This window comes from Enterococcus sp. DIV0756 (genome assembly GCF_051710745.1).
Lineage (GTDB): Bacteria > Bacillota > Bacilli > Lactobacillales > Enterococcaceae > Enterococcus_A.
Window position 1 is genome coordinate 3,002,501 of record NZ_JBIOLF010000001.1, and the last position, 25,798, is coordinate 3,028,298.

At 39.9% G+C, this 25,798-nt stretch carries 20 protein-coding genes and 2 rRNA genes (1 of these 22 only partly in view); 2 read left to right on the top strand and 20 right to left on the bottom strand.

What is annotated here, in order from left to right; translation table 11 throughout:
- The 15 genes from IGI44_RS14450 to pth all read right to left on the bottom strand — a co-directional run.
- Positions 1-114: ribosomal RNA gene (locus IGI44_RS14450) — 23S ribosomal RNA — on the bottom strand; it reaches 2,798 nt to the left of the window's first position.
- A 242-nt stretch (positions 115-356) separates the two neighbouring features.
- A 16S ribosomal RNA gene (locus tag IGI44_RS14455) occupies positions 357-1,915 on the bottom strand.
- The 16S and 23S rRNA genes sit together here, the layout of an rRNA operon.
- Before the next feature lie 595 nt (positions 1,916-2,510).
- Entirely contained in the window at positions 2,511-3,974 is a 1,464-nt protein-coding gene (gene lysS, locus IGI44_RS14460) for a lysine--tRNA ligase (protein WP_438789003.1), read from the bottom strand.
- 120 nt (positions 3,975-4,094) lie between these two features.
- Complete coding sequence (dusB, locus tag IGI44_RS14465) at positions 4,095-5,093, bottom strand: tRNA dihydrouridine synthase DusB (protein WP_438789004.1); 999 nt, start codon at positions 5,091-5,093, stop codon at positions 4,095-4,097.
- An 11-nt stretch (positions 5,094-5,104) separates the two neighbouring features.
- Positions 5,105-5,989 carry an Hsp33 family molecular chaperone HslO gene (gene hslO, locus IGI44_RS14470; protein ID WP_438788441.1) on the bottom strand — a complete coding sequence of 295 codons (885 nt, stop codon included), beginning with the start codon at positions 5,987-5,989 and terminating at the stop codon, positions 5,105-5,107.
- A gap of 182 nt (positions 5,990-6,171) precedes the next feature.
- On the bottom strand, positions 6,172-6,693 hold the full coding sequence (locus tag IGI44_RS14475) for a GNAT family N-acetyltransferase (RefSeq protein ID WP_438788442.1): 522 nt from the start codon (positions 6,691-6,693) through the stop codon (positions 6,172-6,174).
- Positions 6,694-7,019: 326 nt separating this feature from the next.
- Positions 7,020-9,089, bottom strand: coding sequence for an ATP-dependent zinc metalloprotease FtsH (gene ftsH, locus IGI44_RS14480; protein ID WP_438788443.1), 2,070 nt, complete (start codon positions 9,087-9,089; stop codon positions 7,020-7,022).
- A gap of 97 nt (positions 9,090-9,186) precedes the next feature.
- A complete protein-coding gene (gene hpt / locus IGI44_RS14485) occupies positions 9,187-9,732 on the bottom strand; it encodes a hypoxanthine phosphoribosyltransferase (RefSeq protein ID WP_438788444.1) in 546 nt (181 codons plus the stop codon).
- Between the two features lie 13 nt (positions 9,733-9,745).
- A complete protein-coding gene (tilS, locus tag IGI44_RS14490) occupies positions 9,746-11,080 on the bottom strand; it encodes a tRNA lysidine(34) synthetase TilS (protein WP_438788445.1) in 1,335 nt (444 codons plus the stop codon).
- Positions 11,081-11,255: 175 nt separating this feature from the next.
- The gene (locus IGI44_RS14495; protein WP_438788446.1) at positions 11,256-11,705 is read right to left on the bottom strand and encodes a S1 domain-containing RNA-binding protein; all 450 of its coding nucleotides are present in this window, start codon (positions 11,703-11,705) and stop codon (positions 11,256-11,258) included.
- 54 nt (positions 11,706-11,759) lie between these two features.
- On the bottom strand, positions 11,760-12,194 hold the full coding sequence (locus IGI44_RS14500; RefSeq protein ID WP_438788447.1) for an FtsB family cell division protein: 435 nt from the start codon (positions 12,192-12,194) through the stop codon (positions 11,760-11,762).
- A 73-nt stretch (positions 12,195-12,267) separates the two neighbouring features.
- Positions 12,268-12,537, bottom strand: coding sequence for an RNA-binding S4 domain-containing protein (locus tag IGI44_RS14505; protein WP_438788448.1), 270 nt, complete (start codon positions 12,535-12,537; stop codon positions 12,268-12,270).
- 3 nt (positions 12,538-12,540) lie between these two features.
- Complete coding sequence (locus IGI44_RS14510) at positions 12,541-14,103, bottom strand: putative polysaccharide biosynthesis protein (RefSeq protein WP_438789005.1); 1,563 nt, start codon at positions 14,101-14,103, stop codon at positions 12,541-12,543.
- A gap of 39 nt (positions 14,104-14,142) precedes the next feature.
- Complete coding sequence (gene mfd / locus IGI44_RS14515) at positions 14,143-17,655, bottom strand: transcription-repair coupling factor (RefSeq protein WP_438788449.1); 3,513 nt, start codon at positions 17,653-17,655, stop codon at positions 14,143-14,145.
- A 65-nt stretch (positions 17,656-17,720) separates the two neighbouring features.
- Positions 17,721-18,278, bottom strand: a complete 558-nt coding sequence (pth, locus tag IGI44_RS14520; protein ID WP_438788450.1) for an aminoacyl-tRNA hydrolase — start codon at positions 18,276-18,278, stop codon at positions 17,721-17,723.
- 355 nt (positions 18,279-18,633) lie between these two features.
- On the opposite strand from pth, the gene IGI44_RS14525 reads away from it, so the two are divergent.
- The gene (locus tag IGI44_RS14525; protein WP_316405716.1) at positions 18,634-19,614 is read left to right on the top strand and encodes an L-lactate dehydrogenase; all 981 of its coding nucleotides are present in this window, start codon (positions 18,634-18,636) and stop codon (positions 19,612-19,614) included.
- A gap of 205 nt (positions 19,615-19,819) precedes the next feature.
- The gene (locus IGI44_RS14530) at positions 19,820-21,226 is read left to right on the top strand and encodes a L,D-transpeptidase family protein (RefSeq protein ID WP_438788452.1); all 1,407 of its coding nucleotides are present in this window, start codon (positions 19,820-19,822) and stop codon (positions 21,224-21,226) included.
- Positions 21,227-21,317: 91 nt separating this feature from the next.
- Here IGI44_RS14530 and IGI44_RS14535 read toward each other — a convergent pair whose 3' ends face one another.
- The 5 genes from IGI44_RS14535 to mreC form a co-directional block, all read right to left on the bottom strand.
- Positions 21,318-22,040: a YebC/PmpR family DNA-binding transcriptional regulator gene (locus IGI44_RS14535; RefSeq protein ID WP_438788454.1), complete on the bottom strand. Its 723-nt coding sequence runs from the start codon at positions 22,038-22,040 to the stop codon at positions 21,318-21,320.
- A 75-nt stretch (positions 22,041-22,115) separates the two neighbouring features.
- Positions 22,116-22,616 carry a VanZ family protein gene (locus IGI44_RS14540; protein WP_438788455.1) on the bottom strand — a complete coding sequence of 167 codons (501 nt, stop codon included), beginning with the start codon at positions 22,614-22,616 and terminating at the stop codon, positions 22,116-22,118.
- A gap of 62 nt (positions 22,617-22,678) precedes the next feature.
- Positions 22,679-24,103: a C40 family peptidase gene (locus tag IGI44_RS14545; RefSeq protein WP_438788456.1), complete on the bottom strand. Its 1,425-nt coding sequence runs from the start codon at positions 24,101-24,103 to the stop codon at positions 22,679-22,681.
- 216 nt (positions 24,104-24,319) lie between these two features.
- A complete protein-coding gene (mreD, locus tag IGI44_RS14550; RefSeq protein WP_438788457.1) occupies positions 24,320-24,850 on the bottom strand; it encodes a rod shape-determining protein MreD in 531 nt (176 codons plus the stop codon).
- Positions 24,847-25,707 carry a rod shape-determining protein MreC gene (gene mreC, locus IGI44_RS14555; RefSeq protein WP_438788458.1) on the bottom strand — a complete coding sequence of 287 codons (861 nt, stop codon included), beginning with the start codon at positions 25,705-25,707 and terminating at the stop codon, positions 24,847-24,849. The genes mreD and mreC overlap by 4 nt, the downstream gene beginning before the upstream one ends.
- Positions 25,708-25,798: the final 91 nt, after the last annotated feature.

The window sequence follows — 25,798 nt, forward strand, 5'->3', positions numbered from 1 at the left end:
GAAATCTCCGGATCAAAGCTTACTTACAGCTCCCCGAAGCATATCGGTGTTAGTCCCGTCCTTCATCGGCTCCTAGTGCCAAGGCATCCACCGTGCGCCCTTATTCACTTAACCTTATCTTGACTTTCGTCAAGGGTCTTACTAATTTCCATGAGCGATCATGTTCCTTAGTAATAAATAAGCAATTGAACTTATTAAAAAACTCATTCAACGCGGTGTTCTCGGTTTGTTTAAATTATTGTTTCTGTATCCAGTTTTCAATGAACGATTTGAGAGTAAACCTCTCAAAACTGAACGAATAAAAGCAAGCCTGTGTAGTTTCCGTAACGTTCATCTTAGATGAACTGATTCCTTAGAAAGGAGGTGATCCAGCCGCACCTTCCGATACGGCTACCTTGTTACGACTTCACCCCAATCATCTATCCCACCTTAGGCGGCTGGCTCCAAAAGGTTACCTCACCGACTTCGGGTGTTACAAACTCTCGTGGTGTGACGGGCGGTGTGTACAAGGCCCGGGAACGTATTCACCGCGGCGTGCTGATCCGCGATTACTAGCGATTCCGGCTTCATGTAGGCGAGTTGCAGCCTACAATCCGAACTGAGAGAAGCTTTAAGAGATTAGCTTAGCCTCGCGACTTCGCGACTCGTTGTACTTCCCATTGTAGCACGTGTGTAGCCCAGGTCATAAGGGGCATGATGATTTGACGTCATCCCCACCTTCCTCCGGTTTGTCACCGGCAGTCTCGCTAGAGTGCCCAACTAAATGATGGCAACTAACAATAAGGGTTGCGCTCGTTGCGGGACTTAACCCAACATCTCACGACACGAGCTGACGACAACCATGCACCACCTGTCACTTTGCCCCCGAAGGGGAAGCTCTATCTCTAGAGTGGTCAAAGGATGTCAAGACCTGGTAAGGTTCTTCGCGTTGCTTCGAATTAAACCACATGCTCCACCGCTTGTGCGGGCCCCCGTCAATTCCTTTGAGTTTCAACCTTGCGGTCGTACTCCCCAGGCGGAGTGCTTAATGCGTTAGCTGCAGCACTGAAGGGCGGAAACCCTCCAACACTTAGCACTCATCGTTTACGGCGTGGACTACCAGGGTATCTAATCCTGTTTGCTCCCCACGCTTTCGAGCCTCAGCGTCAGTTACAGACCAGAGAGCCGCCTTCGCCACTGGTGTTCCTCCATATATCTACGCATTTCACCGCTACACATGGAATTCCACTCTCCTCTTCTGCACTCAAGTTTCCCAGTTTCCAATGACCCTCCCCGGTTGAGCCGGGGGCTTTCACATCAGACTTAAGAAACCGCCTGCGCTCGCTTTACGCCCAATAAATCCGGACAACGCTTGCCACCTACGTATTACCGCGGCTGCTGGCACGTAGTTAGCCGTGGCTTTCTGGTTAGATACCGTCAAGGGATGAACATTTTACTCTCATCCTTGTTCTTCTCTAACAACAGAGTTTTACGATCCGAAAACCTTCTTCACTCACGCGGCGTTGCTCGGTCAGACTTTCGTCCATTGCCGAAGATTCCCTACTGCTGCCTCCCGTAGGAGTTTGGGCCGTGTCTCAGTCCCAATGTGGCCGATCACCCTCTCAGGTCGGCTATGCATCGTTGCCTTGGTGAGCCGTTACCTCACCAACTAGCTAATGCACCGCGGGTCCATCCATCAGTGACGCAAAAGCGCCTTTCAAACCGAAACCATGCGGTTTCGATTGTTATACGGTATTAGCACCTGTTTCCAAGTGTTATCCCCTTCTGATGGGCAGGTTACCCACGTGTTACTCACCCGTTCGCCACTCCTTTTCTTTCGGTGGAGCAAGCTCCGGTGAAAGAAAAAGCGTTCGACTTGCATGTATTAGGCACGCCGCCAGCGTTCGTCCTGAGCCAGGATCAAACTCTCATAAAAAGTGTTTGAAACAGTCTTGCGACTGTTAAGCTCAATTGTAATAATTGACTTGCTAGCATATTGCTTGCTATGTTGTTTGCTTCTATAACAGAAGCGCCCCACACATTTGGTTTGTTTTATTCGTTCAGTTTTCAAAGGTCTACATTGTTTGTCGCTTTGTTTCAGCAACTTTTAAATCATAACAGATTGCCGTTTTGATGTCAACAACTTTTTCAAAGTTTTTTTCGAAGAAATTATTGCCATCGCTTTATGCGACTTTGTTAGAATAACTGAAAGTCAGTCATCTGTCAATAACAATTTTAAGTTTTTTTGAGCGGTACTCGCTCGCTTTGGAACATTAAATAATATACCAACATAATCTTCTTCGGTCAATTAAAATTATTGTTTTTTTCAACTTTTTTTTCATTACTGACCGATGTTCTTTGTTGTTCGTGTAAATGTTCGCAAATAACATGAAAGCTGACTGAAAATTCCCTTTTCACAAAAAACTCAATCGCATTTTAGCATTATAAGATGACATCAAATTCTAATAATTCATTGGTCATATCAAAAAAAAGACGCTCAGCTTCACTGAACGTCTAAAAATTTTCAATTCTTAACGCATTGTTGGGAACAATAGAACGTCACGAATTGACTGCACGTCTGTTAGCAACATGACCAGACGATCAATTCCAATTCCCAATCCACCAGTTGGCGGCATCCCATATTCTAACGCTTCTAAGAAATCTTCATCCACACCATGCGCTTCATCGTTTCCTTGTTCACGTTCTTTTTCTTGTGCTTCGAAACGAGACCGTTGATCGATTGGATCATTCAATTCAGTAAAGGCATTTGCAAATTCACGCCCTACAATAAATAATTCAAAGCGGTCAGTAAAACGTCCATCCTCTGCATTTTTCTTCGCAAGTGGCGAGACTTCTACTGGATGACCATAAACAAACGTCGGTTGTTCCAGCGTCTCTTCAACGAAGGTTTCAAAAAATTCATTGATAATATGTCCAATTTCCATATTGTCATTAATCTCAACGTTGTGTTCTTTTGCTAATGAACGTGCGTCTTCAATCGTCATTTCAGGCCAAAAATCAACACCGGTTTGTTCTTTGATTGCATCAACCATGTGAACACGTTTGAATTCAGAACCTAAATTAATAGTTTTTCCATCATAAGTAAGCGTCGTCTCACCAAGAACATTTTCTGCAACATTACGAATGATTCCTTCAGTCAAATTCATGACATCTAGATAATCATGATACGCTGTATAAACTTCCATCATTGTAAATTCTGGATTATGAGTTGTATCGATCCCTTCGTTACGGAAAACACGACCAATTTCATATACCTTTTCCATTCCACCAACAATTAGACGTTTTAAATGCAGCTCAAGCGCTATACGCAAGTAAAGATCCATATCTAAGGCATTATGATGCGTGATAAATGGGCGAGCAGTTGCGCCACCAGCTTCATTATGCAAGACAGGTGTTTCTACTTCAATATAACCCAAACCATCTAAATAACGACGAATTTGGCTGATAATTTGACTGCGCTTAGTAAAACGATCAAAGCTTTCACGATTGCTGATCAAATCCAAGTAACGTTGACGATAGCGTTGTTCCACATTCGTTAAGCCATGATATTTTTCTGGTAATGGTCGTAATGCTTTCGATAGCAGAGTAATTTCTTTGGCTTTGATTGATACTTCACCTGTATCAGTCTTCATGATTTCACCAGTTACACCAAAGAAATCTCCTAAATCTCCCTTTTTGAAAATCGCATACGCTTCTTCTCCAACTTCATCTTTACGAACGTAAATTTGGATTTGCCCTTCACGATCTTGTAAATGTGCAAAACCAACTTTTCCTTTTCCACGCTTTGTCATCATTCGACCAGCGATACTTGCGGTTAATTGTTTTTCAAGAAGCTCTTCTTTGGTATTTGCATCATATGTTTCATGTAGCTCTTTTGAATTTGTTGTACGTTCAAAACGTGCGCCAAATGGATCAATACCTTCTTCACGAAGAATATCCATTTTTTCGCGGCGGACACGCATTTGATCGTTCATTTCTGTCAAATTAGTTTGTTCCTCAGTCACGAATGTTCCTCCTCAGTATGTAATTACTCTTTCTTATAATGCCAATGAATAGACAAAAAATCAAGCCGAATTCCTCATTCGGCTTGAAGTTTAGCTAATTTCCACCTTTGTTTCGGTCTTTTCGACAAGTTGATCTAATAAATCTAAGATTACCTGTTTTTCTTCCGTTTGATTGATGGCCACTTTTGTTTTAGCAGAGCGCGGAATTCCCTTGAGGTAATAACTAGCATGTTGTCGAAATTCGCGACTTGCAATTTTTTCACCCTTCAGGTTGATCAAGCGTTCTAAATGTAATTTAGCTGTTTCAATTTTCTCTCGTGCCGTTGGTTCAGGAATCAATTCACCTGTCTCCAAATAGTGCTGTGTTTGGTGAATCATCCACGGATTACCTAGCGCTGCACGTCCGATCATTACTGCATCAACACCGACGTCTTCAATCATTCGTTTGGCATCTTCTGGCGTACGAACGTCCCCGTTGCCCATAAATGGAACAGTTAATTGATCTGCAACTTGTTTTAATATAGTCCAATCCGCTTTTCCTTCATACATTTGAACCCTAGTCCTACCATGCATAGCAATTGCCGCAGCACCTGCGCTTTGAGCAGCTAATGCATTCTCAACGGCAAAAATATGTTGTTCATCCCAACCAATTCGCATTTTGACAGTCACGGGAATATCTACAGCAGAAGAAACTGCCTCTACCATTTCGTAGACTTTATTGGGGTCCAAAAGCCATTTCGCACCTGCCTCTGCCTTAATGACTTTGTTGACAGGGCACCCCATATTAATATCAATGATGTCTGCTTCCGTATTTTCCTGCACAAATTGAGCTGCTTCTACTAATGATTCTTTATTCCCACCAAAAATTTGTACACTTAATGGATGCTCCCGTTCGTCAATGTAAAGCATCTCCAGTGTCTTTTTGTTTCTGAAATGAATTCCTTGATCGCTGATCATCTCACAGACGACTAATCCAGCACCAAATTCTTTCACCGTCACTCGAAAAGCTGCATTCGTTATCCCTGCCATCGGGGCTACTACAACCCGGTTTGGAACCTCCACATCTCCAATTTTCCATGTGCCATTCAATGGTTTCACTACTATTCCCCCAAAATCTCCTGTTTCAACTCGTAAAGATCCGCTTCACTGTATTCATATTTATTATTGCAGAAGGCACAGACAGCTTCCGCACCATGATCCTGATCAATTAATTCTTGTATTTGCTCTGCACCCAATGTAATGATCGCTGATGCAAATTTTTCTTTTGAGCAATCACATTTAAATTGAACAGGCAGTTCTTCCAAAAATTCCACATCATCTGTTGCTAATAAGTTCCGCAGAATCTCTTCTGGCGTTTGACCGTCATCTAATAATGTAGAAATCCGAGTTGTTTCCTTCAAGCGCTCCTCGATTTGGTCAATAATTTCCTCACTAGCTCCCGGCATAATTTGGATCATAAAACCGCCAGCCGTTTTGATAGAGTCGTCTGTATCAACTAAAACTGAAACACCCACTGCTGAAGGAATTTGTTCTGAAACTGCTAAGTAGTAGGTAAAATCTTCTCCAATCTCACCTGATACGATTGGTGTCTGGCCGGAAAATGGTTCCTTCAACCCCAAATCTTTAATAACCGTAAACATTCCCTCTGTGCCAACTGCACCACGCACATCAATCTTTCCGATTTCGTTTAAAGGTAAGCTGATATGTGGATTTTTAATGTATCCCTTTACGTCACCTTTGCCATTGCTATCAACAACGATAGCTCCTGCAGGCCCATTCCCCTCAACTTTCACCGTCATTTTGTCTTCACCTTTTAAAGTTGCGCCTAGCATCAATGCACCAATCATCGTACGGCCCAACGCTGCAGAAGATGTATTCCATGTATCGTGTCGTCGCTGCGCCTCAGCAATCGTTTCTGTCGCATCCACTGCGTACGCTCTAACAAAACCTTCATAGGCTAACGCCTTAACTAAATAATCACTCATTACTTTGCTCCTCAATATTCTAATGGAGTTTATCCATTTTTTTCCACTCGTGATTGCATCATACTAGGTGTTCCAACTTTTTTCAACTTCTCCGTTCATTGTCAATGGAAAAGTTTAACAATCTTTTCCAATTGAAACATCGCTCCTTAAATTGTTTTACGAGCAAACAATCATTTTCTTTTCTAACAAATGAGCTCTTTCGCCAAAATCAAATCGGTTTGTTGATCTCTACCAACATAAAAAGTATGCTTCCCGATTTCTTTAAATCCAAATGTTTGATAAAAGGATAACGCCTGTTCATTCTTTTCCCATACACCTAGCCAAATAAGCTCACGATTATCTTTACGAGCATGATTAATCGCAAAATCTATCAACTGCCGTCCTAAGCCGCATCGTTTAAACTCCTTGCGAATATATATTCTTTCAACCTCTAATCCATTCATAGCTATCTGTTCTGTCTGTGCCGCACCAGTATTTAATTTCAAATATCCTGCAAGTTCATCAGCTAAATAGATAAAAGAGAAATGTGAATCTGAATTTCCCAGTTCCTGTTTCAATTTTTCTATTGCATAAGCTGAAACTAGATATTCCTCTAAATCTGTCGGATCATTTTGAACTGCAAAAGTATCGCTGAAGGTCCCTATACTAATTTCTTGCAATTTATCTAGGTCATCAAGCGTACATACACGAATTTTTCCTTTCATTTTTTCCTCCTATTTTTTGGCATCTACAAAAAGCAGCTTGGTTGGTTGTTAGTCTGCATAATAAGTTTCTATAAAATCTAACACTATAGACAATTCTGATAATCATCTAAGAAAGGCTTCGCGAACTCGCTCAGCTTTTGAGCAATAAGACCAAAATATTTCTAAATTGTTTCTCAAATTTCGAAATATTTTTGCTTATTGCCGATAAAGCTAGTTCGTGAAGCCGGACATGGATATTCCTGCTGTAAAGCGATTTATTTATGCGAAAATTTTATACTCCCTTTAAGTATAAAGAAACGGCATGTCCAAAGACATGCCGTTTCTTATTATTCTTGATTATCGTTTGTATCGTCTGGTTCAATCTTATCGTCTGAATTTTGATGTTCAGGCGCTTTATCTTCTGCTTGCTTCTCAGCGTCTTTTTCTTCCAAAGCACGTTTTGCTTCTTCGAAAGTTTGAGCTTGAGCTTTTTCACTTGGATAAAGACTTTCAGAACCGGCTGGCATTTCACCCGTTTCAAACAACGACTTGATTGCTTTAGCATCCAGTGTTTCGAATTCCAATAACTTCTCAGCAATCAGTTTATGTTGTTCTTTATGGGTTTCAATAATCTCACGAGCTTTTTCATGAGCCTGCATCAAGATGCTGCGAACTTCTTCATCAATTTCAAAAGCAACTTGTTCAGAGTAAGCTTTCGTCTGTCCATAGTCACGTCCAACAAAGACTTGGTGATTCCCTTCATATTGAACCGGACCAAGCTTATCGCTCATCCCATACTCGGTAACCATGCTTCGAGCTAAACCAGTAGCTTGCTCAAAGTCATTGGAAGCTCCAGTAGTTTGAGCATTGAAGACGATTTCCTCTGCAGTACGTCCACCCAATAATCCAACAATTTGTTCAAACATGTCATCTTTCGACATTAACATTTGATCTTCTTTTGGTAGAGCGATCATATATCCGCCAGCACGTCCACGTGGAATAATCGTTACTTTATGCACGACACGCGCACGATTCAAGACCATCCCAATGATTGTATGCCCCGCTTCATGGTAAGCCACCATTTCACGTTCTCGTTTGCTGATCACACGATCTTTCTTAGCAGGTCCTGCGATTACGCGATCCTCTGCTTCATCCACATCTGAGGCATCAATTTTCTTCTTATTACGACGAGCAGCAACAAGTGCCGCTTCATTTAAAACATTTTCTAAATCGGCACCAGCAAAACCTGGTGTTTGTTGAGCAACGACTTTCAAATCGACATCGTCTGCTAACGGCTTGTTCCGAGCATGTACCCTAAGGATCGCTTCACGTCCCTTAACATCTGGGCGGCCAACTAAAATCTGACGGTCAAAACGCCCTGGACGTAACAATGCTGGGTCCAACACATCTGAACGGTTTGTGGCAGCAATGACGATAACGCCCTCGTTCCCATCAAATCCATCCATTTCGACAAGCAATTGGTTTAAGGTTTGTTCACGTTCATCGTGACCGCCGCCCATACCAGCACCACGTTGACGACCTACTGCATCAATTTCATCGATAAAGATGATCGCAGGTGCATTTTTCTTGGCTGTTTCGAATAAGTCACGGACACGAGAAGCACCGACACCGACGAACATTTCCACGAAATCTGAACCTGAAATTGAATAGAATGGTACGCCTGCTTCACCAGCTACCGCTTTAGCAAGCAATGTTTTACCTGTTCCGGGAGGTCCTTCAAGAAGAACACCAGCTGGGATACGAGCCCCCAGTTCAACGAAACGACGTGGATCTTTTAAGAATTCTACAACTTCAACTAGCTCTTGTTTTTCTTCTTCAGCTCCGGCTACGTCGGAAAAACGAACACGGTTCGCTTTTTTGTCGGCTTCTTTGGCTTTCGATTTACCAAAGTTCATGACCCGGCCATTGCCGCCGCCACCGCCGCCTTGTTGTCCTAACATCATATAGAAGAAGAAAATCATAATCAAGATTGGTAAGAAGCTTACTAATAAAGTAACCCACATACCGCTGCTTGATTCTTCTTCAATTGTTGTCTTCACTTTGTTCTCTTTAGCTAAGTCATTGACTTGGCTTAAGGTTGAATCATTTGGCAATACAATGGTTGAAAAATGAGTCGTTTTTGACTCTGTTCCTCCACCAATGATACTCAAGCCACCTGAATTAGCCACTTCTTGTTTTGCCTTATACTCACCAGTGATCTTATAGACACCACCGGCAGGCTGAATCTTAAGGTTCTTGATTTTGCCATCTTGCATTTGTTCAGTAAAGGTTGAATACTCGATATCTGGCGAAGCTGATTTGTTATCTCCAAAAAGGAAATAAACAACCATGACCATAGCCAAGATGACGAGAATATAATAGAGAGCATTTTTTACTCCCTTATTGTTTTTGTTCATCTGCGTCCTCCTCGCACTTGTTAGCTTATTAGCTTGTTAAAAAAAGTTTTATCAATTTTGACCTTTTAAGTATATCATACTGTGATTTTTTCGGTCACTAATTTGATTGATAAATTTCTGGCTTCAAGACACCCACATATGGCAGGTTCCGATATGCTTCCGCGTAATCCAAGCCATACCCAACAACAAACTCATTTGGGACGTCAAAACCAACATAGTCGGCATGGATGTCTACTACACGACCTTCTGGTTTATCCAACAATGTGACAATTTTCACTGATTTAGCTTTCCGATATTTGAATAAATCCACTAAATAGCCTAATGTCCGACCACTGTCAATGATATCTTCAACGATTAACAAGTCGCGGCCTTCCACATTTGTGTCTAAATCCTTGATGATTTTTACCTCACCTGAAGAGACCGTTTGATTCCCATAACTTGAGACATCCATAAAGTCTAATTCTAAATGAGCATCGATCTCGCGAACGATATCAGCCATAAAAGGTACGGCTCCTTTTAAAATACCAACCACTAATGGATTTTTATCGGTATAATCTTCTGTTAATTGTGCCCCTAATTCGACACAACGTTTTTGAATATCTTCTCTAGTAATCAATACTTTTTCAATATCTTTTGCTAGCATGTAGAAACTCCTTTCATTTCGCTACTTGAAGCGTATAGTCAAGTATGTAGTGTATTCTATCAGTTTCAGTTGTAATACTCAAATAGGAATTGACAAAAGGTAGAAGTGCTAGGATTTCTCCTGCAGAATCTTCGACCACCCAAGCATTATCACGCGCATCCATCGGGATTTTTTTATCGATAAAATAACGACTAATACGTTTTGTTAATGTGTCTGTTAAACGAATTCGATCACCCGATTGACGATGCCGGATTGTTAAAGGCAGCTTAACTGTCAGTGGAAGTGGAACTTGATAGCCCCCTTCTTTTATGGTCGTATCACTTTTCCTTAAAGCAACCATGGCATTATTTGATAAGCGGCAGTGGTCGTTTTCTCCTAAATAGTAATTTTCTTGATGAATACTTGCCTTTTTTTCCAAATAAAATTGCTGATAGCGTCGTGAAAACTGCCACTCATTTCCTAAATCTACAGCCCACTGACTAACGGGACGCTGAATTTGGTCCAGCAACGAAAATAGTTGGCGCTGTGAAACTGTCAGTTTTGTCTGTACGGTTTCTTGCTGAAAGAAGATGGAAAGAAAATAATAACGAGCCCCCTTCTCAATCGGTAGAGTTTCATAGGAGAAGACCCATCGTTGTCCATCAAATCTAATATTTCTTAAATTTTCTTTTAGCCTCTGTGTGATTAACTGATCCGCCCATAGCAACTGTTGATGAAATTGCTGCGCCTGCTCTAATAGTTGCGGGTTTTCTTTTTTTAGCTCGGGCACGACGTTTTGACGGATTCGATTACGAAAATAGTTCTGTGACGTATTTGTAGCATCTTCAAAATAAATCAATTGCTTTTCTACAGCGTAGTTATACAATGACTTTTTTGAAAAAGATAGGAGTGGACGCAATAAAGTCCCGTTCCCAAATGATTGCTGTCGTATAATTCCACTATGCCCTGAAAACGAGCCACCGCGAGTTAAGCGCATTAAAAGTGTTTCCAACTGATCATCCCCGTGATGGGCCGTGAGAAGCAAATCATAATTTTCTTGTTCCATGATTTCTTTAAAAAAAGTGTATCGAACACGGCGTGCCTCAGCTTCAACGTTCTTCTTTGCGGGATGTTGCCAAACCTTTAGATAGAAAGGTACGTTTTGCTTTTGACAATAATCGCGCAAAAAATCTGCTTCCACTTTTGATTCAGTCCGTAATTGATGATCTACATGAGCTACCCCAATAGTTAGACCTTGTCTCTCCATTAGATGTAAAAGAACCATTGAATCAACACCCGTAGAGACTGCTAGCAGAATTTTTTTACCTGCAGCTAGTTCAGGATTTTCACGAAAAAATTCTTGTTTCATGTTAAACTCCTCGATTTTATGTAGAGGGAGCAATTTTCCACCAGTTACCCTCCAATTATACGTTCCGATTATTAAATCAATATGAACTCATTTCAGCCTGCCAGTAAGAAACTGAGCAAGCCTAATTTCCCATAAAAAAAGCTGAAATCCTAAAAGAATTTCAGCTCCTTTATTTTTAACTACGGCGGCCTCCGCGACCTCCGCGTTTTCCTTCGGTATTACGTTTGATCGATGACAAGCGATCATCGCTATCCTTTAAAAAGGAACTCATCAATGAATCGAAGTCTTGTTTGCCGCTATTTTGAGGTTTTCCTTTAGGTGCAGGTTTTGAACGATTATTATCGCGAAACTCACGTTTGAAAGGTTTCTTTTCTGGTTGTTGTTGTGGTTGATCTTGGGCTTTACGAATCGAAAGTCCAACTTTGCCATCATCCCCAACTGAGGTCACTTTCACTGTTACTTCATCGCCGACAGTCAATACGTCATGAATGTCTTTGACAAAACCATTAGATATTTCACTAATATGGACCAAGCCCGTTTTACCCTCTCCCAAGTCGATAAAGGCACCGAAATTGGTGATCCCTGATACTTTTCCTTGCAGCTTAGCTCCTACTTCGATTGACATAAAAAAAATGTTCCTCCTAATTTTTTTTCCAATTTATTTAAAACTGCGATTCAATTATTTAGCAGTTTCGGATTTTACAACTTCGTCAGCAGCTGGTTTGTCCTTTTTAGCTGTGTTTGCTGAATCTGGTAAAACAAAAATCAACTCACCATCTTTTGAATAATAGAAACGACTACGGGCTAGCTTTGCCACATAATTGTCATCCTTCAATAGTTTTACATCTTGTTTTAAACCATCCACCCGATCATCTACCTTAGCAGACTCGGCAACTGTTTTTACTTTGATCTCTTTCAGTTCACTTAAGTGACGTTGCTCATTGAAGATTTGGACTCCCATGACAATAGCGGCAAAAGCAGCAACGGCTATTAACGCTGCTAAACGACGACGTTTAAAAATCAGTTGACGATGTTGCTTTTGAAATTTAAGATATTGCTCTTTTGCATATGGCGTATCTAACGAAGCAATTTTTTGCGTCTCGTTTTCATTCATTCTTGCTCGCTCCTTACATGAAATTCTTTACTATTATATCAATTCAAGATATAATTGTCTATTTGAATTATCCTCAATTCCCGTTATTTTCCCCGCGTGTCTCACTAATAATACGATACATTTGAGCTGCATCTTCTTTTTTTGTTGACTCATGCAACGCTTCTACTGCAACTTCTAGGACTTTATTCCCGAATTGGATACGCAGTTCATCGCCGATTTTTATATCTGTTGAAGATTTTGCTAATTTTCCATTTACTTGGATTCGACCTTTATCAGCAACTTCTTTTGCCACTGTTCGGCGCTTAATGATCCGTGAAATTTTTAAAAATTTATCTAATCGCATGAATTATCCTCTTTTCCAATTTATTCTCAATAATTTACTTCCAAATGGCAACATTAACCATTCGCGAATCGTGAATAAGCGTAGCTGAATTGCCAAAATTAAAAAGGTACTTCCACCAATTAATACACCAAAAACAGCCGCTATTAACGCAAGACTTCTTTTATGGATGATCCCAAAAACAAGACTGATACCGCCATAATAACATAAAAGTACGACTACCATACCGATCAAACAAATAAAAAGGTTTCGCATAAAGCCCCGTTGCGTGCCATAGCTTCGTGTTTCACGGTCACAGGACAAATGTAAGATAAATAAGGCTATAAGTAATCCGATCAAGGTCGAAAGACTAGCACCCACCGTTCCAAAGTGTTTTGTTAATCCCCCAGTGATTACTACTTTCATTAATAAACCTGCTCCCGCAGCTTGTAATGAACTACGATATTCATTTTGACTTTGAGAAATGCTTTGATACGCTTGGACCATTGCCATCAAAAAAATAGAAAAGACAAATAGTACTAGCGGACCATTTCCTTGATAATCTTTGAATAGTGCATAATTTACATAAGGAAGCAGCATAGCTAATCCAATTGAAGCGGCTGCACCAATCGCACAAGTCAGCCTTAAAAAAATCTGGCTTGTCTTAATAAACATTCCTCTATCTTGACTGATCAAATATCTTGTTAACAGCGGTAAAAAACTAGAACTCAGAGCTAAAGCCACGACTAATCCTAATTGAACCAACGGTTGGCCTCGGTCATACACCCCTTTGGCTAGCTTCGCTCCGTGTTCGTTTAAACCAAAATCAACTAGGGCTTTTTTAACGGTAAAAGAATCGATTAATTGAAATAAAATTAACAGACCACTGTAAACTGTCATCAGGCCGCCTTCAAGTACTACTCTTTTACCTAACGCGACCGTCTTTGTATCAAAAATCGGTACTCTTCGTAGGAAATTCGTTCCTAAAACCTTTCGTCGGTAATACCACAAAACTAGAACCGCCGCCACCCCACCAACTAGAGCACCCGACATCGCTACTTTTCCCGTATAATAAACGTCCCAGCCAAACTGCTTAAATGACCAAGCAGCAACAATGATCACGCAGACACGGATCAATTGCTCCACCACTTGTGAAACAGCAGTTGGTACCATCAACAGCTTCCCTTGAAATTCTCCACGAGTAATCGAAAGAAACGGCATAATGATAAATGTAAAGGAAACTACCTGAATAAGAGGAGACAAGTTGCCATCCCCCATCCAATTAGCTAATGGCTGTGCGGAAAAGAAACATAAGGCCCATAGCAATAGCCCAAAACCGCTAATTAGAGGAAATAGTTCTTCCAACGCTTGTCGTTGCTCTCTAGGTTCTTTTTTTTCCGCTACATATTTTGAAATGAACTGCGGTAACCCGGACAAGGCTAGAGTCATGGCGATGCCATAAATCGGATACACTTGCTGGTAGACATAAAAGCCTTCATCTCCCGCAAAATTTTGATATGGAACTCGATAAACGGCGCTCAATAGTTTTGCTATAAATGATGCGGCAGTCAAGACGAAGGCGCCTTGCATCATCACGCGCATTTCTTTATTCGCCAGTGTCTCCACCACCTATTCTTTGTACTTCTGTTCTCGTAATGCACGGACAAACTTACTGATTTCTCGAATCCAAATCGCTTCATCCATCGATTTTGCAATAACTAATTTAATAACCATCTGATCCTTTTCAACGCCTAAAGTTGCTTTCATCTTCGTTGCGCTCAATGCTTCAAAAAGCTGCTCAACTTTATAAGCTTTTGTTCCAACTTTGCTTAAAGTGAAGACAATCTGTTGCTGGCGTTTTTGGATGCTTTCCACCAATGCACGATCGCCGTCCATCTTGATTTGACCAACATTCAGTAAGTTCGCTACCTCGTCTGGATAATCACCGAAACGATCCACTAGATCCGCTTCTACTTCATCCAGCATTTCAGTACTTTCTAACTCGCGAATCCGTTTATAAATTTCAATTTTTTGTCGTTCATCTTCAATATAAGTCCCTGGAATATAGGCATCAATTCCTAGGTTAATCTCTACTGAAGTACGTTCCACTTGGGTATTTTTTCCTTGTTTGCGATCAACAGCCTCAGACAACATTTGTGAATACATGTCAAAACCGACTGCATCGATAAAGCCATGTTGTTGCGCCCCTAGCAGATTTCCTGCTCCACGAATAGATAAATCCCGCATCGCGATTTTAAAGCCCGAACCTAATTCAGTAAAATCCTTGATCGCTTGTAGTCGTTTTTCACTAACCTCATTCAAGATTTTTTGTGGTTCATACATGAAATAAGCATAGGCAATACGATTACTACGACCGACTCTTCCACGTAATTGGTACAGTGTAGACAAGCCCATGTAATCAGCATTTTCCACAAACAACGTATTTACATTTGGGATATCCACGCCTGTCTCGATAATTGTTGTAGTAACCAAAATATCATATTGCCCATCAATGAAATCCATTAACGTATTTTCCAACTGCACTTCCGTCATTTGCCCATGAGCAAAACCAATTTTTGCATCAGGGACTAACATTTGTAATTCTTCTACTTTCCGTTCAATCGTTTCTACTCGATTATATAGATAGAACGCTTGCCCGCCTCGAGCCATCTCTCGCTCAATCGCTTCACGAATTGCTCCTGGATTCGTCTCCATCACATAGGTTTGGATTGGATAACGATTTTCTGGTGGTGTTTCGATCACAGACAAGTCACGAACGCCGAGCATCGACATGTGTAATGTTCGAGGGATCGGCGTCGCTGTCAATGTCAACACATCGACTTGTGACCGCAGTTGCTTCAAACGTTCTTTATGTTTCACCCCAAAACGTTGTTCCTCGTCAATAATTAACAAACCTAAATCCGCGAATTGTAAATCCTGTGACAAGAGACGATGCGTGCCAACTACGATATCGACTTGTCCAGTGCGAATTTGTTCAATCGTTTCGTTCTGTTGTTTTTTTGTACGAAAACGGCTTAGCATCGCTACATTAACTGGAAAATTTTCGAAACGTTCCGTCATAGTGTCAAAATGCTGCTGTGCCAAAATCGTCGTGGGTACAAGAAACGCCACTTGCTTATTTTCTTTGATTGCTTTAAATGCTGCTCTTAAGGCCACCTCTGTTTTACCAAATCCAACATCGCCAACGAGTAAGCGATCCATAGGCCGAGCTTTTTCCATATCGTGCTTAATCTCAGCGGTGCTCCGTAGCTGGTCATCTGTTTCGCTATAAGGAAAGGCATCTTCAAATTCTTTTTGGTACTCATCATCTGGTCCAAATGCATAGCCGCGTTCGGCTTCACGTTTAGCATAAAGTTCAATCAAATCGTCCGCAATATCTTCAATTTTTTTCGAAACTTTCCTCTTTGTTTTCGTCCATTCACTGCCACCTAATTTATTAATTTTCGGCGGTTTTGCTTCCGAAGAAACATATTTTTGGATCAGATTTAATTGCGTCACCGGAATGAATAATTTATCGTCTTTTTGATATAAGATCGACATATAGTCTTGATGGACACCATCGATCTCGATTGTTTCCATCCCCATATATTTCCCAATACCATGATTAGCATGAACAACATAGTCTCCAGCCTTTAACTCATTATAGCTTTTTAAACGTTCTGCATTGGAAATTGTTTGTCGTCGAGCACGTTTTTTCGTTACTTTTTGGAAGATTTCCCGTTCTGTTACAATAACCAATTTGTCTTGCGGCAGCTCAAATCCATTTGTAAGGTTTCCAGTAACAATCTGTGTTTGTCCTGTCAATAATTGATCAGGTGTTGTTTGAACCGCTTTGATCTCCACATCATGAAATTCCTGCGTCAGTTTCTCCTGACGTTCTTGATCAGATACTAGGAATAAAACGGTTTGTCCCTGTTTCTGCCAACGATCAACTTCCGTTTTTAATAAAGGCATTTGTCCGAAAAATTGTTGCATTGATCGATACTGGAAATTATGAATCGCTTCAAAGCGCAGATTTCCCATCCCTTTTTGAAATAGCGAGAAGAAGCTAGTTACTAGTTTACTCTTTTTGATTAACTCATGAGCGTTCATACCAAAGGATTGATCCGAAAAAACACGCAATTCTTCAATTTTTTGCGTATGCCATTCAGCTTCTTCTCGTTCCATTTCTCGTTGCGTTTCCATCATACGTGGATAATCGTCGACAAACAGCTGGGCGTCTTTAGCAAAGTGGTCCAGTAACGAAATTCTTTCTTCATATAATAAATCAGTATAATATTTAGCCTGATCCGTTGGAATCCCATCTTCCCAAGAAGCAATCAGTTGACCAAAATAGTCGTTCAAAAAATTATACTCTTCTTTTTCCTTCGTAACTGCCAAACGGTTTTGCAAGAGTTGATTCACTTTTAACGCGCCTTGTGCTAAATCTTCTGCAGAAAAAACTAGATCGGTCGTTGGTGTGATCCAAATTTCATTCAAATTTTCAACCGAACGTTGCGTTTCTGGTTCAAAATAGCGTAGAGAATCAATTTCAATATCAAACAATTCGATTCGAACAGGAAATTCTGTCGTCAATGGATAAATATCGATGATGCTTCCGCGCATACTAAACTCACCAGGTTTCCCTACCATGGTTTGACGTTCATATCCCATTAGAACCAAACGCTGCGCTAAGGTCTCTAAATCAACCTCGCTACCAATTTTCCAGTGCAGTTGGTTGGATTTCCACGTCTCAGTTGTCGGCAGATATTTCCTTAATGCCGCAGCGGGTACAACGTAGATTCCCTTTTCTCCTTGCGATAGAGCCTGGAGAGTTGAAACACGTTCGGCTCGTGCTTCCGGGGAAGCAAAAGCCATTTCAGCAGAAAGTACTTCATCCACTGGAAACAAATTAACATCGTCAACAATCTGTCGTAACTCCTCAGCAAGTTGATTACTATAATAGAGATTTGGCACAACCACAATTGTTTGTTTTTCAATAGCCTGATGTGTAGCCGCCATCACTAAAGCCTTTGCTGATCCCGAAAGACCAATCAACAATTGCCGTTTTGCTTTATTTTCTAAATTAGATTGCCATTCTTTTACTAATGGAAGCTGATTCATAAATTCAATCAAATTCATTTTTTCTTACTCCTTATATATTCTTTCTAATTTACAAAATGAGTAACAGGATAAATGAATCCGCCCTAATTAAAGCGATTCATTGTTTTCAAAAAGTCATTACCTATAACAAAATCATTCACCGCATCAGCCGCTCGAACAATGCTGTCGGTGATTCTCACTTCATCCTCTTTGCTAAACGTACTTAACACATGGTTCACAACTGTTTTTCCATTCGGACGTCCTATGCCAATCTTAATCCGATTAAACTCTTGCGTACCAATATGTGAAATAATACTTTTCAAGCCATTATGACCGCCAGCACTGCCTTTTTGCCTTAAACGCAGTTTTCCAAGTTCCATGTCTAAATCGTCAGCGATCACTACTAGCTCTTCCAAATAAACACCGAAATACGTCATCAGTGGGCCAACTGCTCGACCGGACTCATTCATGAAGGTCATAGGCTTTACTAATAACACTTTCTCCCCTTCGACGAAATAATCTGCCACTTCTGCTTCAAAAGTATTTTTTTTGAAGACAGCTCCATGCTCTGCTGCCAGTCGATCTACAACCATAAAGCCGACATTGTGTTTTGTATTTTCATATTTTTTTCCTGGATTTCCCAGACCTACTATCATTTTCATCTTGTTTCGCCTCATTCTCTTAGATAAACAATTCATTTTTATACTAGAATTGCTTTTTTTATTTGCATGACAAAATGCTGGATAGTCAAATGACTACCCAGTCCAAAATTTTCTTTATACAGTATAACACAAACTAGCCTGTAGTGACCGTTTTCAGTGTTTTAAGTCTCTCATAAGTTTCTGTTATTTTTGAAAAAAGTTAATAGTACCAGCTTCTTGAACTATTAACACATGAAGCGTTTTCTTCTGAAACAGCTAAAATAACTGTATTATTAATGAGTAAAACACGTGACAAGTTTCATTAATTAGTGTTATCATTCCACTGGAAAACAAATATAAGAAGGGATTGGTACACATGACTGCAACAGCAGCTAGTAAAACCCATCAAAAAGTAATGTTAATCGGAGACGGTGCAGTAGGTTCAAGTTATGCCTTCGCTCTAGTCAATCAAAATATCGCTCAAGAAATCGGTATTATCGATATCGATACCAACCGTACGCAAGGTGACGCAATCGACTTGTCTCATGCTTTAGCCTTTACATCACCTAAAAAAATCTATTCTGCTTCTTACGAAGATTGTCATGATGCTGACTTAGTTGTTATTACCGCTGGTGCACCACAAAAACCAGGCGAAACTCGTTTAGACCTAGTGGGTAAAAACCTACGCATCAACAAAAGTATCGTAGAACAAGTTGTCGCTTCTGGCTTCGACGGAATCTTCTTAGTTGCTGCTAACCCAGTAGATATTTTGACTTATTCTACATGGAAATTCTCTGGCTTCCCTAAAGAACGTGTTATTGGTTCTGGTACTTCTCTAGATACCGCTCGTTTCCGTCAAGCAATCGCTGAATTAGTCGACGTTGACGCACGTAACGTCCATGCATACATCTTAGGTGAACATGGGGACTCAGAATTCCCAGTTTGGTCACACGCAAACGTTGCTGGCTTACAAATTTACGAATGGGTGAAAGACAATCCAGAAGTCGATGAAGAAGCTTTAGTTAACTTATTCTTCGGTGTACGTGATGCCGCTTACGAAATCATCGAGAAAAAAGGCGCAACATTCTACGGAATCGCTGTTGCTTTAGCGCGTATTACTCGCGCAATCTTAAATGATGAAAGTGCCGTATTCCCATTATCTGTATACTTAGAAGGTCAATACGGACAAAACGATATTTATATCGGTGCTCCCGCAGTTATCAACGCTAAAGGGATCCAAAATATTATTGAAATCCCATTAAGCGATGCTGAAAAAGATCGTATGGATGCCTCCGCTTCACAACTTAAAGAAGTTATGGACAAAGCTTTCGCTGATCTAGAAGCTGAAGGAAAATAAAATTTTTCTCTACCGCAAAGAATCTTTGTATTCTTTGCGGCTTTTTTAATATTTGCTAACGTTTCAAGACAAATCACTCGTAATTCATGTATTCTATGGTATATTTAAACTCGGTATATCATTTTAATTAGTAGCTATTATATTGATAAAATTGCTTCGATGATTAATGAAGACCAAATATAAAAAGCAATGAGGAGTTATTTCGATGACAAGAAATGAAAGAAGAAATTCTCGTAGCCGAACACGGATCGGTTTGATTGTTGTTTTAGGTTTATTGGTAGTTTTAGTTGGCGGATACGCTATTCGCAGTACATATTATGCTCAAAGGTTCCTTCCAAACACTGTGGTTAATGGAGTGAAGATCAATAATCTAACGGTAAGCGAAGCAAATCGAAAGATTACCCGCGAGCTATCAGACTCACCTTTCCTAATTAAGATTGATAGCAAAGATTGGAAAGAGATCAATCGCAAAGATTTAGGATGGCAAAATGATTATCTGCCGGGTTTAAAAGCGATGCAAAAAAAACAAAACCCATTTAGCTGGGGAATGCAATTAGTTTCCGCAGCAGAGAAAAAAGATGTTGATGGCAACACCTTAGATGAAGATAAACTAAATGCTGTCGGCGAAGCAGTAAGAGCAGAACTTAATCAGACAAACACGAATCGAACAGCTACGGAAAATGCAAAAGTGACTCGAACAAATGAAGGTTTTGAGATCACACCTGAAAAACAGGGTAATACGATCGACGTCAATGCAGCCGTTGACGCCTTTAAAGAAGCCGCGAAAGACGGCAAACATAATATCAATTTTGATAACTATCTCTCGAAACCTACGATTACCAAAGATGATCCTGAGTTGAAAAAGACTATGGACAAAATGAATGCTGTAGCAAAAATCAAAGCGAACTACAACATCAATGGAGAAAACTTCCAAATCCCTACGTCTGATATCAATAACTGGTTAATTGATGAGAATGGTAAGATGTCCCTCGATCAAGAAAAAGTAACTGCCTATGTCACTGGATTAGGCGAAAAATACAATACTAGTTCAAAACCAACCGATTTCAATAGTACTCGTCGCGGAAAGGTTTCTGTTCCGGCAGGTACATACAGTTGGACTATCAACACCTCAGCGGAAGTTGAAGCTTTAACGAAACAAATTTTAGAAGGTAAAGATTTTACTCGTTCTCCAATTGTTACCGGTGCAACAACAGCAGATAAACCATTAATCGATAAAACCTACATTGAAGTAGATTTACAAAATCAGCATATGTGGTATTACAAAGATGGTAAAGTAGCATTAGAGACGGATATTGTCAGTGGAAAACCAAGTTCACCAACTCCTCCAGGTGTTAATTATGTTTGGTCAAAAGAAACAAATAAAACCCTGCGAGGGAAAAATGATGACGGTACAGATTATGCAAGTCCCGTGAAATACTGGATGCCGATCGATTGGACCGGTGTCGGACTTCATGATTCTGACTGGCAACCTGAATACGGAGGAGAGCTTTGGAAAACCCGCGGATCTCACGGCTGTGTAAATACACCTCCTGATGTAATGACCAGACTTTTCGATATGGTCGAAGTTGGTACACCAGTATTAGTTTTTTAGAAATGCAAAACCAGCGAAAAATTCGCTGGTTTTTTTGTTTCAATTTTTAAAATCATCTTATCGACAATAAACTGTTTATTAAATATGGGAGTTATTCTGCTGAAGTAAATACCTCCGAAACATCGTCATCGTCTTCCAATTTCTCAACTAGACGATCAAGCTTTTCTTGCTGCTCTTCATCTAAACGAACTGTTGTCTGCGGTATCATGGTCAACTCAGCCTGTGCTAGAGTAAATCCATCAGCTTCGAGTTGATCACGTACACTGGTGAAATCCTCAGCTGCTGTATAAATCTCAAAGACCTCTGGCGAGATTTCCATGTCCTCAGCTCCAGCTTCCAACACATCTTCTAACATTGTGTCTTCATCAACTGATAAGGCCTCACGTTCAATCGCGATGTATCCTTTACGATCAAACATGTAATTCACGGAACCAGTTTCACCCAAGTTTCCACCATTTCTTGTAAAGGCAACTCGGACATTAGTAGCTGTTCGATTTCGGTTATCCGTCAACGCATGAACTAGAATAGCCACGCCGCCAGGACCATAACCTTCATAAGTAATTTCATCGTAATGTTCACCCTCGCCTGCTGATGTCGCCTTCTTAATTGCGCGATCAACATTGTCATTAGGCATATTGGCAGATTTTGCTTTATCAATTACCAAACGAAGCGCAGGGTTCGTGTTCGGGTCAGGACCTCCCGCTTTAGCAGCCATATAAATTTCCCGCGACATTTTTTGAAAGATTTTTCCTCTTTTCGCGTCTTGAGCATTTTTACGTCCCTGGATATTGTGCCATTTACTATGTCCTGACATGGTCTATTCCTCCTATTATTTGATCTCTATTATTGTCCACCTGAAACTTTTTTTCGTCAAGAATAAACGCTATTACTATTTTTTACGAATAACACGATAAACAATAATAATTATACAGGCAGTAAGTGCTCCAAAAGAATCTAGCATCACGTCCTGAAATAATGGTGTTCGTCCACCAGTCAACATTTGATGAAATTCATCGGTAGCAGCGTAACCAGTTGCAGCTAACCATGCGAAAAACAGACTTAAGACCGATGATTTTTGTTTCAGTTTAGGCGATAATCCTAAATATAAGCTACCACCCAGAATGAAATAGGTCATAAAATGTGCACCCTTACGAATAAAAAATTCAACAAATTTTACATATCCTTTTGCAGAAATACTTACTTCACTACCTGCGTAATCGAAGGAAATTTTATCAAAGAATTCCTTTAACGGTTCATTTGCTAGAATTCTTTGAATCAACCCAACTTGACTTTGTTGTTGATACGTCATCGATGAACTAATAAATAGAATGACCATCATTAAAACAGCTATACCTAAATAAGCGTTCCCATTTTTCAATTGTTTCTGCATTGCCTTTCCTCCATAAAAAAACCGGTACGACATTCGTACCGGTCATGATTAATTAAATTTAATTACATACGAACTGCAAAACTTGGTGCGTAGTAACTTACAGAACTTACTGTAACAGTCTCACCTGGTTGTGGTGCATGGATGTATTGTCCACCGCCCATTGCAATGGCTACGTGGTAAGTTCCACCAGGGCTACCCCAGAAGTATAAATCTCCAGCTTGTGCTTCGCCAACTGAGATGCGAGCTCCAGCGGATTCTTGAGGGACTGTCCAACCACCAATTTCTCGACCAGTTGCTTGACGGAAAACATAAGAAGTAAACCCAGAGCAGTCAAATCCTGCTGGTGTTTTTCCACCCCATACATATGGTGTACCAATGTACTTCATTGCTTCAGCAACTACGCTTGAACCATTACCAGAAGGTGCTGGCGCTGGACTTGGTGTAGGCGTTGGTGCTGGAGTTGATGGTGTTTGGTTATTTGTTGATGAAGAAGTTGAACCTTGATCATTTGAGCTTGAACTTTCAGTGTTAGAAGGTGTTGTTGGTGTTGCGCCTCCACCTTGGAAATTATCCTCACTTGAAGATTCAGTTGATGATGATTCAACCGTACTTGATTGTGTTTGTTCAGTTGAAGAAGATTCTACTGAAGTTGAAGACTCAACAGTTGAGCTTTCAGTCGTAGTTGTATTGGCAGCTTCTTCTTGTGCTTTACGATCTGCTTCTGCCTTCGCATCAGCCTCTGCTTTTTTAGCAGCTTCTTGTGCTTCTGCAGCTTTACGAGCTTCTTCTTGAACACGTTGTTGCTCTTTAACAGCTGCTTCTTGTTTTTCTTTCAAGCTTGCTTTATCGCTTTCCGCAGTTGCTTGTTCAGCAGCTAATGTTGTTGTTTGAACATTTAAATCAGCTTGTTTAGCAATTAAATCGCCTTTTTGACTTTCAAGAGCCGCTTGATTAGCAGTGATTTGTTCTTGTTGCTTTTTGTTTTCAGCTTGTTTTTGTTCAACTTCTGCTTTATCCGCTTTTTGTTGTTCAACAAGGTCATTGTTGGCCTTGACAATTGTTGTCATTGCTTGAACTCGGCTAACAGCGTCAGTGAATGATTCAGCATTTAACACTACATCAATAACATTCGTACCAGAAGCTTGTTTAACTTGGGTATCACGCGCTTGTTCCTTGATTGCTTCTGAACGTTTTTCGATACGTTTTTGTAATGTATCAATTTGTTTTTGTAATTCTTGTGATTGTTGTCTTAATGATGCTTGTTCGTTCAATAAACCTTGTGCTTTATCGTTAATTGAAGCAACTTCACCTTCTAATGCATTAATTTGTGATTGTGCATCAGTTTGTTGGTTTTGTAAACTTGAAATTTTTGCATCCTGGTCAGCAATTTTACTATCAAATTCATCGGCAGAAGCTGCGGCTGGAGCTGCTAATGCGCTTAATGTTACTGAACATACCATTAATGCTGATAACAAACTTTTTTTCACTCTATTGTCCTCCGACTACTTAAAATTTATTTTTGAATTTTATTAGACTTTTTTCTAACACATTGATGAGTTTACCACAGCTGTGTGTCATGCAGATAATAGCTTTGTTACAAAAACATTTCATTTCACTATTTTTTAGTTACAAACGAGAGCTACAAAAAAACAGAAGAAAATTTCTTCTGTTTTTTTGTAGCTCTTAAAATAGTCAATAAACCTTTATATACCAAGCTCTTCTTCTGACGATCCAATCAATATTTTTTCTAATGGAAAGATTAAAATTACAAACGTTAGAATATTAAAAAGTAAGGTCGGACCTAAGTATCGCGGAACAAAAAAGTCCCCGCTGACTCCTGTAAGACCAAAAATAGTTTGCAATAACAAACTGATTAATTCAAAGAATGTTACACTGATGACTACCGTAAAAAAAAGCGTTAAAATGTTTTGTTGAATTATTTTTTTGAAGAAATAAAACCCCATAACTAGCAAAGGAAAAATTACTGCATAAATACCAATAACACCAATAAAATACAGATCATACAGGATTCCTAAAATCAAAGAAGTTCCTAAAAGAAAGCGTTCATTAACAACACGAGAAACAATCAAAAGAACCAATAATGCTAAATGCGCATTTGCAACATAGATATTGTCCGTCCAAGTTGCAATAATTCTCGTTACATGAGCGTCTATTAAAAATAAGAAAAATAATAAGAACGGTGTAATATATTTTAAAGTTGTTCTACTAATCATTCTGTCGCTCCTGCCATTCTCTGAATAATCGTCACGACTGATATATCATACATCTGAGCATAAGGTTTAATGTACACTTCGCGATTCAAGCCATAACTGTCCGGCTTAACTTTAACCACCGTACCAATTGCCAAGTCCGCCGGTGAATTTCCGCCTAGTCCTGAAGTTTGTACGACGTCTCCTTCTTTGATATCTTGATCACCCGTAATTTCTGAGGCAATCAGCTGCTGCGCCTTCACATCATATTTATTTAGAACTCCAAATGAATTTCCTTTTTCCGAACTTATTCTTACAGGAAAATGATTGCTGCTTTTGTTATCTGACGTTAATAATTGAATTTTAGAGGAGTGGGCATTTACTTCCATTACTCGACCGATCAGACCTTTTTTTGACATGACGGCCATGTTCCCTTCGACTCCATCGCTACTGCCCTTATCAACAATCAGCATATCTTGCCATGTATCAGGGGAACGTGTAATAACATTGGCAGTTACCTTCTCATAGCTAGTCAATGTTTGGTTCAATTCAAGTTCGTCTTTTAAACGTTCAATTTCTTGCGCTTGATTCTTTGTTTGCTGTTTCACTTCATCATATTGATCTACTTCATTTTTTAATTTTTGATTTTCTTCATACGTGTTGATCAAGTTTGAAACGGATTCAACACCACTACTTAGCCAACGTCCTGGTGCAGTAATTACTTTATCAACCACACTAATAGTATCGTTGATGGTCGACTGAACAATATTTGTATCACTGTCCTTCGCACGATTTGCTGCGGTAATTGAGACAGTAGCTACAACAATAATAACAACAATTAATATAATAATAATATTCTTATTTGGATTAAACTTTCTCACTTAGGCACCTCTGAACGCTATAATATAGAATGAATTTTACCACTAAATGAAGGGATTAAAAAGCAAGGACGGTTGATTTTAGAGAATTTTA

Coding starts and splice junctions, on each gene's coding strand:
- IGI44_RS14495 (WP_438788446.1), bottom strand. CDS start 11,705: ATGTCAATCGAAGTAGGAGCTAAGCTGCAAGGAAAAGTATCAGGGATC.
- mreD (WP_438788457.1), bottom strand. CDS start 24,850: ATGATTAGTAGAACAACTTTAAAATATATTACACCGTTCTTATTATTT.
- hpt (WP_438788444.1), bottom strand. CDS start 9,732: ATGCTAGCAAAAGATATTGAAAAAGTATTGATTACTAGAGAAGATATT.
- IGI44_RS14505 (WP_438788448.1), bottom strand. CDS start 12,537: ATGCGATTAGATAAATTTTTAAAAATTTCACGGATCATTAAGCGCCGA.
- ftsH (WP_438788443.1), bottom strand. CDS start 9,089: ATGAACAAAAACAATAAGGGAGTAAAAAATGCTCTCTATTATATTCTC.
- tilS (WP_438788445.1), bottom strand. CDS start 11,080: ATGAAACAAGAATTTTTTCGTGAAAATCCTGAACTAGCTGCAGGTAAA.
- IGI44_RS14540 (WP_438788455.1), bottom strand. CDS start 22,616: ATGCAGAAACAATTGAAAAATGGGAACGCTTATTTAGGTATAGCTGTT.
- lysS (WP_438789003.1), bottom strand. CDS start 3,974: ATGAACGATCAAATGCGTGTCCGCCGCGAAAAAATGGATATTCTTCGT.
- IGI44_RS14535 (WP_438788454.1), bottom strand. CDS start 22,040: ATGTCAGGACATAGTAAATGGCACAATATCCAGGGACGTAAAAATGCT.
- mfd (WP_438788449.1), bottom strand. CDS start 17,655: ATGAATTTGATTGAATTTATGAATCAGCTTCCATTAGTAAAAGAATGG.
- pth (WP_438788450.1), bottom strand. CDS start 18,278: ATGAAAATGATAGTAGGTCTGGGAAATCCAGGAAAAAAATATGAAAAT.
- IGI44_RS14500 (WP_438788447.1), bottom strand. CDS start 12,194: ATGAATGAAAACGAGACGCAAAAAATTGCTTCGTTAGATACGCCATAT.
- hslO (WP_438788441.1), bottom strand. CDS start 5,989: ATGAGTGATTATTTAGTTAAGGCGTTAGCCTATGAAGGTTTTGTTAGA.
- IGI44_RS14525 (WP_316405716.1), top strand. CDS start 18,634: ATGACTGCAACAGCAGCTAGTAAAACCCATCAAAAAGTAATGTTAATC.
- IGI44_RS14475 (WP_438788442.1), bottom strand. CDS start 6,693: ATGAAAGGAAAAATTCGTGTATGTACGCTTGATGACCTAGATAAATTG.
- IGI44_RS14530 (WP_438788452.1), top strand. CDS start 19,820: ATGACAAGAAATGAAAGAAGAAATTCTCGTAGCCGAACACGGATCGGT.
- IGI44_RS14510 (WP_438789005.1), bottom strand. CDS start 14,103: ATGCAAGGCGCCTTCGTCTTGACTGCCGCATCATTTATAGCAAAACTA.